Consider the following 10,757-nt stretch of genomic DNA (forward strand, 5'->3'; position numbering starts at 1 on the left):
TGGGTGAAATATATTTTCGTATAACTGAAAAAAGAGAGCAACCTAACAAGGCTGCTCACTTAAAAGGATCGTTTTTATTTTTAAAATGACATCTCGAGGACTAAAGGGTTTCAAAATATATTCTGTTGCGCCTAAATCAAATCCACGTTTTTGATCATGTGCTTCACCTCTAGCAGATAGCATGATGACAGGTGTATTCTTCGTGCGTCGTAATTCTTCTAAAACCGTAAAGCCATCTTTACCTGGCATGGAAACATCTAATATGATTAAATCGAAATCTTCTTGTAACGCTAATACTAATCCGTCGACTCCATTATCAGCAATATCGACAAGAAATGTTTCGCGTTCCAAATACATTTTCATTAAATGGCTGATCCTAATCTCATCTTCTACAATTAGAATTCTTTTCCCCATCTTTTCCCTCCGAACCTATTTTTCTTTGATTATAAAGCAACTACAGTGAAATTACTACATTATGACAGTAGAAATGATGTTATTGCTATATTGTAAAAATGGAGTAACTATCACCAAAAGAAAAAATCCTAGCAACGAATAACGCGCTAGGATTTTTTTGATTACTACTTTATAGAAGACGCTAGCAGAAATTGCTGAATTCGGTCAGCTGCTTCGGTTAATCGTTCTGGTGGTTGAACAATGGCGATACGAACATAGCCTTCACCTTGTTTGCCAAATGCATCACCGGGGATAACGGCAACACCAGCATGATCAATTAAGGAAAACGCAAACTCACGAGATTTCCATCCGTCCGGGATTTTTGCCCAAACAAACATCGTTGCTGGTGGCTTAGCCACTTGCCAACCACTTTTTTCAAGACCAGAAATTAAAGCATCCCGTCGATTTTCATATTGCTTTACTTGTTCAAGAAGAAAAGAGTAGTCTGAAGTTAGAGCTGTAATTGCTGCCTTTTGTATCGGATAAAAAATGCCATAATCAATATGTGATTTAAAAGAAGCTAGGGTGGTGATGGCTTGATGATTGCCAACGACATAGCCAATACGACAGCCAGCCATATTAAAGGTTTTCGAAAGCGAATTGAATTCAATTCCAACCTCTTTAGCACCTGGAACTGACATAAAGCTAATCCTAGGATTCCCATCAAAGATCAATTCCGAATAAGCAAAATCATGAACAACCAAAATATTATGCAGTTTTGCAAATTGAACTACTTCTTCAAAAAAACTTTTATCCGCAAGGGCGGTCACTGGGTTGCCAGGATAACTAATAATCATCATTTTTGTTTTTTGTAAAACATCTAAAGGAATCTCATCTAGTTTTGGTAGAAATTTATTCTCTGCCAATAATGGCATTGGATAGATTTCTCCACCAGCAATGGTAACACTAGCTTCATAAATTGGATATCCTGGGTCAGGCACCAAAACATAATCGCCTTGGTTAATCATCGCCGTCGCTAAATGGGCAAGCCCATCCTGTGAACCCATTAATTGCAAAACCTCGTCTTGCGGATTTATCTCCACCGAATAACGTTGCTGATAAAAATAGCTTACAGCCTCATTAAATTCTGACAAGCCCCTTAATGTATATCCATATTTCGATGGATCTTTAGCATAGTCCACTAGTGTATCGACAACGAATGCTGGGGGTAGAAAATCTGGACTACCAACACTAAGATCGATTACATCTTTTCCTTTTAGATTAGCTTCCTGTTTTCGGTTAGCCACCTCTTGGAAAATGCTTGAGGTCATTTTTTGTATTTTATCTGATCCAAAGAACATGAATATTCCCCTTTCAAAAACATGCTAATTCTATATAAAAATAATTTTTTCTATTTTAGCATAATTCAGATAAAAGTGGTTAATTATTTTTTTACATTAAATATTATTGTGTATTTAAGTGATGAAAGTAATTGACTAGAGTTAGTGTAGATGCTACTTTAGCACTATTATAAATCGAAATATTCGTAAGTTAATAATATTAATATAGTGATAATACAAAAGGGGAAGGTGATCAACATGCAAAAAGTAACAATCCGACTGGCTATCGCAACCGCTGCAGTAGGTCTTTTGCTCTTATTTCCATCCAATGCAATACCATGGCTATCATACACATTCGTACTATCCATACATGTACTGTTAGGAATAACGCTAGCAATTCTTCTTTTTCGCTTAATCTACACTCATGTTCCATCAGAATTGTACAATCCCTTTAGACAAGGATATAAAAAGTGGAACGGCTTTAAACTATTTCTCTATCTTTTTTTAGGAATACTCTCAGGAATAACACTCTTGTTTTTTTCAAAACAATGGATTTACTATTTTCATGGATTTATTGGTTTGTGGGCATTGCTTGTTGGATGGAAGCATACACGATAAGAAAAACCTCTCCTTAAATTTAGTAAACCGTTCCGTTTTGAGGTGCAAATGGGTAAATTGACATCAGAAATGGCGTACGAATTGACGAATGCCATTTCCCTTTCACATAGGGATTTGGAATACCTTTTATAGAGAAGTAAGATCAAAAGAAATTTAAAGGAAAAAGCATATTGTACAATCAAAATTAAGTGTCAATTGGGATGTCCATTTTTACTTCGCTTCTTATCCTTAATTTAGTAACCAGTGATTAAAAATAAGCGGAGATTTTTCCGTTAAACTTCGGAATAGGGCTAGGTTCGGTATATATAAGCGGAGGTTTTCCGGTTAAGCAAGGAAAATGCCCCATTTTTGGTGTATTTAAGTAAATAGTCGGAATTTTTTCGTCTATTTACGCTATTTTTAGGTCTATTTCGAAATTAAGGGAAATTTCTCCGCTTATTGATGGTTCACTCTTTATTTTTATATCAAAGACCCAAAATAAATGAAAAAGGCGTGTCAAATCTGTTGTCAGATTGCACGCCTTTTTCATTGTCATTTACAGGATTTGCACCTCAAAACGGAACGGTTTATAAATTTAGAGGAGAGGTTTTTCTATATCTATTAATTTGTAATGGCAATAATTCCTTGTTCATCATCCAACACCAGGTTTATCCCCACATAAGGGTCTCGATGAAGAAACTCTTCCAGCCATAAACGAAGCGCCTCAATAATGTTTAACGTGATCAACACTTGCTTTCGCCCGTCAACATAAGCCTCCGCAGAAAATCCATAGTCATCATCATACATCAGTTCAACTTCAACCTCTTCAGGTGTTACTTGCTTTTTGCGCGAAATATACACGCAAATGGCATTAATAATATCTTGTTCGGAAATGATTAATTTCTCCATTGTGTTTCTTCTCTTTGCTTTTTCTTCTTGTACAGGCTGTAAATTTTGCGAATCACATTAATTAAAACGATAATCGCGATCACGTTAATCAAGAACCCAAGAATAGATCCTAACATCCCCATATTGGCAAATAAGCTACCAAATAGTAGCCCAGCAAGACCACCAATCATTAAGCCTTTCATAAGACCACTACTCTTCTTCTTAGCTGTAGGTGTAGCCGTAGATTTAGTAGTAGTATCCTTCTTCTTATTTTGGAAAAAGGAATTGTTGTTCGTGCTAGTGTTATTATTGTTGTTAAAGCTTTTTTTACCAGATTTATATCCTTTTGCCTCAACTGTAGTAGTATGATCTTGGAAAACCATATTTCCGACTGGTGAAAAGAGTAGTGTTGTTACAAGTAAAGCAGCGAATATTTTTTTCATTTTATTTCCCCCATAGATGTTTTATTTTTTGATAAATATTGTTTTGATCTAAAAAACTTAAATTCTAGATTACCAAAAACCTCCTTGAAAGTTCAAATAAAAAAACCTTCACCGTAGAATGAGTGAAGGTTTGTTAATAATTAAAGTTATCCCTTCACCAATATGGCAAAGGTCTCGCAAACAACGTAATGTTGCCAGTTAGGCCGGTGATGGATCCATCACGTAATGACGACATAACTGTTAGCTACTCCCCTTTGGAGTATTAAACTATATCCACAGTATTTACTGTGCGATTGTATTTATATTTTACTATAATTTTGTTCTGTTAGTCAATAAACCTAGAGCAAATAAAAAAGCTTGTACATATGATAGATAATGCAAACGAAAATATCTTAGAAAATCAATGTAACGTAAACAGAAGGTATGACCCTTGACAGAAGGTAAGGGAGGAAAAACGTTGGAGCCTATCAGTGTAGGTAATACAGAGAAATATGGTAGAGGAATATTTGCAACACGTAATATCAGGAGAGGCGAATTAATTGAGGTCGCATCCGTTATTGTCATTCCCAATGACGAGTGGTATCAAATGAGGGGGAGCATTTTAAATAATTACGTTTTTCGTTGGGGAGAGGATAAAGCCCTAGCGCTAGGAACTGGCTCGCTATTCAATCACTCATACAATCCAAATGCTAGGTATTATACGAATATAGAGAACCAATCGATTGATTTTTATGCTAGAAAATTTATTGCAGCGGGGGATGAAATCGTCGTAAATTACAATGGTGATCCCAGGGATAATTCTCCTGTATGGTTTGATGTAATTGAGTGAAACAGTTTCGATAGTCGTGTGCAAATTCTGGACTTGCCAATCAAGTTAATCAATAAGTATATGTTGATAAAAATATTGGACAGCCCCATTATTATCTGTGCTCACAGATGATAATGGGGTTTATTTAGATTTAAGCTGAAAAAGGTACTTCCATATTTGGTTTCTTCGTATTAGTGTAAAATTTCATAAACCATAGAACAAAAATAAACATAATTGCTGGAATGACAAATGATAAAAGGGTGGATAGGGTAGAATGCTGGCCAGTTTCCTTTATGATAAAAATGCCTCCTCCAGCTTTACCAACAAGCCCATAAAAAAGCCCATAGGCAATATTTAAACCATAATGAATGCCAGTGTCTGCCCAAATCGAGCCCGTTTTATAAATGGCATAGGTTAAAGAAAGCCCCAATAGAATCGAAAAAAAGATATTATGAATGCTCAATCCAGCGTACCAGTAATCATCAAGTGCATACAGCACAATACTGATGGTGAAAATCCAAAAAATGTGAATCCTTCCTATTAATAGATTCAACACATAGCCTCTGATAATTAAATCATTAATCAATGACCCTACAAAAAAGCCAACGAAAACCTCGATGATGGGCATGAACAATTCTGCAGGTGGTTTCATACCTACATATTCTAATTGGCCAGTTTGAAACTCGATTCCATACCACAACATCCAAAAACTAAATCCAATTAAAAAACTATAAAAAAAGTTCTTCTTCCAGCCATGGTGAAATAATAGTCCCATTCCCCTTAACCCATCTAAACCAACCCATTTTGCAATAAAATAGGCTAGAGGGAAGAAAACAAGAGTTGCTCCAAATTGCAAAAAAGGATTTCCTAATAGGCTAGTCCCAATGGCAAAGTACAAATCTAAAACAATAAATCCAATAATAGCTTTCAAAAAAATTTTAATATGAAAACACCTCAGTTCTAAATACTGGTAATGTAGTTAATTTTACCCTATATTAGATTTTTGAAAAAGAAAAAATCGCATATTGCCCAAATCGGAATATTTCTGTATATTTATTTATTAAATTGTAAGTTTTATTCTACAAACTTATTTAATATATCAGGGGGAGCATTGAACATGAAAAATCAACTAAAAATACATTTAGAAACAGTTCAAAATAGACTTTGGGAGATTAGTGATCACTTGTATCACAATCCAGAGTTAGGTGATCAAGAATTTGAATCTATGGAACGTTTAGTAGAATTTCTTCAGGAACATCAATTTACGATTGAAAAAGGAATCGTTGACAGACCCACAGCTTTTAAAGCAGTTTATGACAGTAAAAAAGAAGGGCCAACGATTGCCTATTTATCAGAATATGATGCATTGCCAGGAGTGGGACATGGTTGTGGTCATAATTTAATTGGCACAATGAGTGCAGGTGCTGGAGTTCTTTTAAGTAAAGTAGTTGATGAAATTGGTGGTCGAGTTGTGGTACTTGGGACACCAGCGGAGGAAACAAATGGTGCGAAAGTTCCGATGGCAGAGCAAGGGATTTTTGAGGATATTGATGCGGCGATGATTTTACATCCAGCTGATGAATCCTATGAAAGCGGTAATTCATTGGCGATGGATGCGATCCAATTTGATTACCGTGGCCAAACAAGTCATGCGGCTGCTTCTCCAGAAAAAGGAATCAATGCACTGGATGCCGTGCTGCAATTATTTAATGGAATTAATGCCCTTCGTCAACATGTGACTTCAGATGTAAGAATTCACGGGATTATTAAAGAAGGCGGAGTGGCTGCCAATATTGTACCTGATAAAGCCGTTGCTCAGTTTTACGTCCGTGCAAAAGACCGTAGCTATTTAAACGAGGTCGTTGAAAAGGTGAAAAATATCGCTCAAGGGGCAGCATTAATGACGGGAGCAGAGCTTCATACTAGCAATTATGAACTAAGCTATGACAATATGATTACCAATCAAACACTATCACAGCTATTCACAAACAACCTCTTAGCATCAGGTGTGAAGGAAGTGAAAATAGCAAAGCAGACGTACGGCTCCATTGATATGGGGAATGTAAGCCAAGTTGTCCCTGCCATTCATCCTTATATAGGTTTGGATTCGCCTGGTTTGATTGCTCATACGAAGGAATTTGCTGACTTAACCATAACCGAAAATTCGCATCAAATTCTGTCCAAAGGTGCACTCGCACTGGCATCTACAGGCCTGGATTTGATTACTAATCAAGAAGTATTGGAAAAAATGAAGAATGAATTTTATCAAAATAACAAATAGTAAAATGGAGTATAAAAGGATCACTTTCGCTAAGTGGTTCTTTTTTTGATTGAAAAATATTACATTAGATATTATTTAATGATAACAAATTGTCAGAATAGTATTATATTTAATCAACACCTTTTCAGAATGTTAAGGATGTGTTAAGATTCATTTTGTTGAATAAACATTCAAATACATTAATTATTATTCATATATATTCATAGGGGGAACCAACATGAAAAAGACAAAATTATTATCGACACTTATCTTATCTTTAGGATTAATGACTGCATGTGGACAAAGTCAAACAGATGAAACAACTGGTGGAAAAGAATCAGATAAGAAAGTATTAACAATGGGTACTTCAGCAGATTTCGCACCGTTTGAATCAAGAAACCCAGCAGGAGAGATCGAAGGATTTGACATCGATTTAGCTAATTACATTGCAGAAGAATTAGGTTATAAACTTGAAGTTGAAGATATGAAGTTCGATGGTTTAATCGGAGCCTTACAAACAGATCGTGTAGATATGGTTCTTGCAGGTATGTCGGCGACTGAAAAGCGTGATAAAAACGTTGATTTTTCAACACCATACAATCATTCAGGTGAAATGTTTATCACTCTAAAGGATTCTGATATCACTACACTAGAAGCAATTAAAGGAAAAACAGTGGGAGTTCAGTTAGGAACGATTCAAGAAGAAGGCGCAAAGAAGATAAAAGAAACAATTGATTTTGAAATCAAGCCAATAGATAATGCAGCAACATTGATTCAAGAACTTTTAACAAAACGTATTGATGTAGCTTATATAGACAAATCCGTAGCTAAAGGATACATTACTGAACAAAATTTAGCTGGATTTGATGATCCAACTACAAGCTCACCAGGAATGGCGGTTGCTTTCCCTGAAGGCAGTGACATGATTGAAAAGGTGAATAAAGTTCTTAAAGAAATGGAAGAGAACGGTAAGCTGGAAGAATTAAAAGAAAAATGGTTATCAGAAGAATAATTATCGTAAATTAATATAGAAGAGAGGTGTAAGGCATGAATTTGGATTTTAGCCAAATCGTGCCTTATATTCCTTTTATCCTAGAAGGAATATGGGTCACGTTAAAATTTGTTATTGTAGCGATTATTTTTGGTTTTGTCTTTGGTTCGATTTTAGCTCTATTAAAAATTTCACATATCAAGCCATTAAATTGGTTTGCAGATGCTTATACATCTATTTTCCGTGGGACGCCATTAATTTTACAACTTATGATTATCTATTTTGCGATTCCACAATTAACAGGCTATGACATTTCTCCCTTTTTATCAGCTATTTTAGCCTTTGGATTAAATTCATCTGCTTATATTTCGGAAATTATTCGCGCAGGAATTCAAGCGGTCGATAAAGGGCAAGTAGAAGCTGCTCAAGCACTTGGAATTCCTTATCGTCTGATGATGAAAGACCTTATCTTTCCTCAAGCACTTAAAAATATATTACCTGCACTAATGAATGAATTTATTACGTTAACAAAGGAGTCTGCGATTGTATCGACGATTGGATATTTAGACCTCATGCGTCGTGCCCAAGTAGTTGGAGCAGATACGTACCGTAATTTTGAACCATTAATCTTTGTTGGTCTTATCTACTGGGTTATGGTAATGGGGTTAACGTTGATTGGGAAACGTGTGGAAAGGAAGTTGAAATATAGTGATTAAAGTAGAAAACCTTTATAAACAGTTCGGGAAAACCGAAGTACTTAAAAATATTTCGACTACTATCGATACAGGAGAAGTCGTCTCAATCATCGGACCTTCAGGATCAGGTAAGTCAACCTTTCTCCGTTGCCTAAATTTATTAGAAGTGCCAACAAAAGGGAAGATTTGGATTGAAGGTCAAGAAATGACAGATCCTAAAACAAATATTATGAAAGTGCGCCAAGAGATCGGGATGGTTTTTCAGCACTTTTATTTATTCCCACATCTGAGCGTTTTGGATAACTTAACGTATGCACCAATGAAGGTAAAAGGACTTTCACGTGATGAGGCACAAACTAAGGCAAAAGATCTGTTAGCTAAAGTCGGCTTAACTGAAAAAGAAACAGCTTTCCCAGCCAATCTTTCGGGTGGACAGAAACAGCGTGTGGCCATTGCCCGTGCGCTTGCGATGGAACCGAAGCTCATGTTGTTTGATGAACCAACATCTGCACTTGATCCAGAAATGGTGAAAGAAGTATTGAACGTAATGAAGGATCTCGCACAATCAGGTATGACGATGGCCGTTGTAACACATGAAATGAGATTCGCTCGCGAAGTAGCAGATCGAATTATGTTCCTTGATGAAGGGACATTATTAGAAGAAGGAGCTCCTAGTGAGTTTTTTACCAATCCAAAGACAAGTCGAGCACGCGACTTTCTTGAAAAGATTCTATAAAATTATTGTGGATAAGAAAAGAGGCTCTCTAAATGAGTAGCCTCTTTGTTAAATTTATTAATTAATGAATCCGAATCGTTTCATATATATCTACATCATGATGAACTCTTGTGTGCTTTGATTCCATTAACTCAAATTCCTCCATTGGATCAATTGTTTCACCAAACCACCAGTTTTTAAGTTCGTAATAGATAAAGTTAAACACAAGCATTCCCTCCTTAGGGGGTGGATAAATTTTTATTAGTGATTTTATTAATTTATTTTGTGAATCATTTCACATATATAGTGTAACATAGGAAAACGAATAATTGGGGATTTTAAAAGCGGTTTCATAAAGTTGTCATAATCGTAGTTAACAGTCTATTTTCTAGCACTAAAGGTCATCTATTTTTTATATTCTGATAGACAATGTTAGAATAGGAGTAATAAACAAAGTAGAGGAGATGTAATCTAATGTCAGAGAGAATTGAACAGGCAACTTTTGCTGGAGGCTGTTTTTGGTGCATGGTTTCGCCATTTGATGAACAGCCTGGAATTATTGATATCGTTTCTGGTTATACAGGTGGACATACTAAAAATCCAACCTATGAAGAAGTATGCTCTAATACGACTGGTCACTACGAAGCTGTCCAGATTACATTTGATCCAGCTGTTTTTCCATATACAAAATTGCTTGAACTGTTTTGGCAGCAAATTGACCCAACGGATGCAGGCGGGCAGTTCAATGATAGAGGCTCATCTTATAAGACTGCTATTTTTTATCATAGTGAGGTGCAAAGGGAACAGGCAGAAGCCTCAAAAAGCGAACTTGAAAATAGTGGACGATTTCAACAGCCGATTGTAACGGAAATCTTACCTGCAAGTCCCTTTTACCAAGCAGAGGAAAAGCATCAGCAGTACTATAAAAAGAACCCCTTCCACTACAATCTTTATAAGGAAGGTTCTGGACGGACACGTTTTATCCGTGAAAATTGGAAGAATCGTAAAAACGATGAGCAGCTGCGAAAGGAACTTACGCCAATCCAATATGAAGTAACAAGAAACAATGCGACAGAGCCACCATTCAGAAACGAATTTTGGAATCATACCGAAGATGGTATCTATGTTGATATTATTTCAGGGGAGCCATTGTTTAGTTCGAAGGATAAATATGATGCAGGCTGTGGATGGCCAAGCTTTACGAAGCCATTGCGTCGCTTTGAGATAGAGGAAAAGTTTGATACCTCACATGGAATGAGAAGGATTGAAGTTCGGAGTAAGACATCTGAATCCCATCTAGGACATGTTTTTGATGATGGACCAGGTCCTGATCGCGCACGATATTGTATAAATTCAGCCGCCCTTAGATTTGTGCCCAAGAACAAGCTTGTTGAAGAAGGATATGGGGAGTTTGTTGGGTTGTTTGAATACTAATAACGGCTCTATTGGACAAAAATTAATAAAAAATATGCGCACAGTCCAATAGAAGGCCTCTATCGGACAAAAGACCACGAAAGAATGTGTCAACAGTCCAATAGAAGGCCTCTATCGGACAAAAGACCACGAAAGAATGTGCCAACAGTCCAATAGAAGTCCTCTATCGGACAAAAGACCACGAAAGAATGTG

At 36.3% G+C, this 10,757-nt stretch carries 13 protein-coding genes; 7 read left to right on the top strand and 6 right to left on the bottom strand.

What is annotated here, in order from left to right:
• Positions 1-42: 42 nt before the first annotated feature.
• Together LRP83_RS03595 and LRP83_RS03600 are read right to left on the bottom strand one after the other, a co-directional pair.
• Entirely contained in the window at positions 43-414 is a 372-nt protein-coding gene (locus LRP83_RS03595) for a response regulator transcription factor (protein WP_230495299.1), read from the bottom strand.
• 164 nt (positions 415-578) lie between these two features.
• Complete coding sequence (locus tag LRP83_RS03600) at positions 579-1,754, bottom strand: LL-diaminopimelate aminotransferase (protein ID WP_230495300.1); 1,176 nt, start codon at positions 1,752-1,754, stop codon at positions 579-581.
• Between the two features lie 237 nt (positions 1,755-1,991).
• On the opposite strand from LRP83_RS03600, the gene LRP83_RS03605 reads away from it, so the two are divergent.
• Positions 1,992-2,351 (top strand): hypothetical protein, encoded by a 360-nt coding sequence (locus LRP83_RS03605; protein WP_230495301.1) that lies wholly within the window; start codon positions 1,992-1,994, stop codon positions 2,349-2,351.
• Positions 2,352-2,951: 600 nt separating this feature from the next.
• Here the strand turns inward: LRP83_RS03605 and LRP83_RS03610 are convergent.
• Both LRP83_RS03610 and LRP83_RS03615 read right to left on the bottom strand, forming a co-directional pair.
• A complete protein-coding gene (locus tag LRP83_RS03610; protein WP_230495302.1) occupies positions 2,952-3,239 on the bottom strand; it encodes a YxcD family protein in 288 nt (95 codons plus the stop codon).
• Positions 3,227-3,661, bottom strand: a complete 435-nt coding sequence (locus LRP83_RS03615; protein WP_230495303.1) for a hypothetical protein — start codon at positions 3,659-3,661, stop codon at positions 3,227-3,229. The genes LRP83_RS03610 and LRP83_RS03615 overlap by 13 nt, the downstream gene beginning before the upstream one ends.
• Positions 3,662-4,091: 430 nt before the next feature.
• On the opposite strand from LRP83_RS03615, the gene LRP83_RS03620 reads away from it, so the two are divergent.
• Entirely contained in the window at positions 4,092-4,490 is a 399-nt protein-coding gene (locus LRP83_RS03620) for an SET domain-containing protein (RefSeq protein WP_230495304.1), read from the top strand.
• A gap of 130 nt (positions 4,491-4,620) precedes the next feature.
• Here the strand turns inward: LRP83_RS03620 and LRP83_RS03625 are convergent, their stop codons facing one another.
• Complete coding sequence (locus tag LRP83_RS03625; protein ID WP_230495305.1) at positions 4,621-5,400, bottom strand: CPBP family intramembrane glutamic endopeptidase; 780 nt, start codon at positions 5,398-5,400, stop codon at positions 4,621-4,623.
• A gap of 186 nt (positions 5,401-5,586) precedes the next feature.
• Between LRP83_RS03625 and LRP83_RS03630 the strand changes: the two genes are divergently transcribed.
• The 4 genes from LRP83_RS03630 to LRP83_RS03645 all read left to right on the top strand — a co-directional run bounded on the left by LRP83_RS03630 (position 5,587) and on the right by LRP83_RS03645 (position 9,151).
• Complete coding sequence (locus tag LRP83_RS03630; RefSeq protein ID WP_230495306.1) at positions 5,587-6,750, top strand: M20 family metallopeptidase; 1,164 nt, start codon at positions 5,587-5,589, stop codon at positions 6,748-6,750.
• A 217-nt stretch (positions 6,751-6,967) separates the two neighbouring features.
• Entirely contained in the window at positions 6,968-7,741 is a 774-nt protein-coding gene (locus tag LRP83_RS03635; protein WP_230495307.1) for an ABC transporter substrate-binding protein, read from the top strand.
• Between the two features lie 35 nt (positions 7,742-7,776).
• The gene (locus LRP83_RS03640) at positions 7,777-8,436 is read left to right on the top strand and encodes an amino acid ABC transporter permease (RefSeq protein ID WP_230495308.1); all 660 of its coding nucleotides are present in this window, start codon (positions 7,777-7,779) and stop codon (positions 8,434-8,436) included.
• Complete coding sequence (locus tag LRP83_RS03645; protein ID WP_230495309.1) at positions 8,429-9,151, top strand: amino acid ABC transporter ATP-binding protein; 723 nt, start codon at positions 8,429-8,431, stop codon at positions 9,149-9,151. Before LRP83_RS03640 ends, LRP83_RS03645 begins: the two co-directional genes overlap by 8 nt.
• Positions 9,152-9,212: 61 nt before the next feature.
• On the opposite strand, the gene LRP83_RS03650 is transcribed toward LRP83_RS03645, so the two are convergent.
• On the bottom strand, positions 9,213-9,356 hold the full coding sequence (locus LRP83_RS03650) for a hypothetical protein (protein WP_230495310.1): 144 nt from the start codon (positions 9,354-9,356) through the stop codon (positions 9,213-9,215).
• A 248-nt stretch (positions 9,357-9,604) separates the two neighbouring features.
• On the opposite strand from LRP83_RS03650, the gene msrA reads away from it, so the two are divergent.
• A complete protein-coding gene (msrA, locus tag LRP83_RS03655; RefSeq protein WP_230495311.1) occupies positions 9,605-10,564 on the top strand; it encodes a peptide-methionine (S)-S-oxide reductase MsrA in 960 nt (319 codons plus the stop codon).
• Positions 10,565-10,757 lie beyond the last annotated feature (193 nt).

It is taken from the genome of Pseudoneobacillus rhizosphaerae, from assembly GCF_917563885.1.
In the GTDB taxonomy this organism is placed as follows: Bacteria; Bacillota; Bacilli; order Bacillales; family Cytobacillaceae; genus Pseudoneobacillus; species Pseudoneobacillus rhizosphaerae.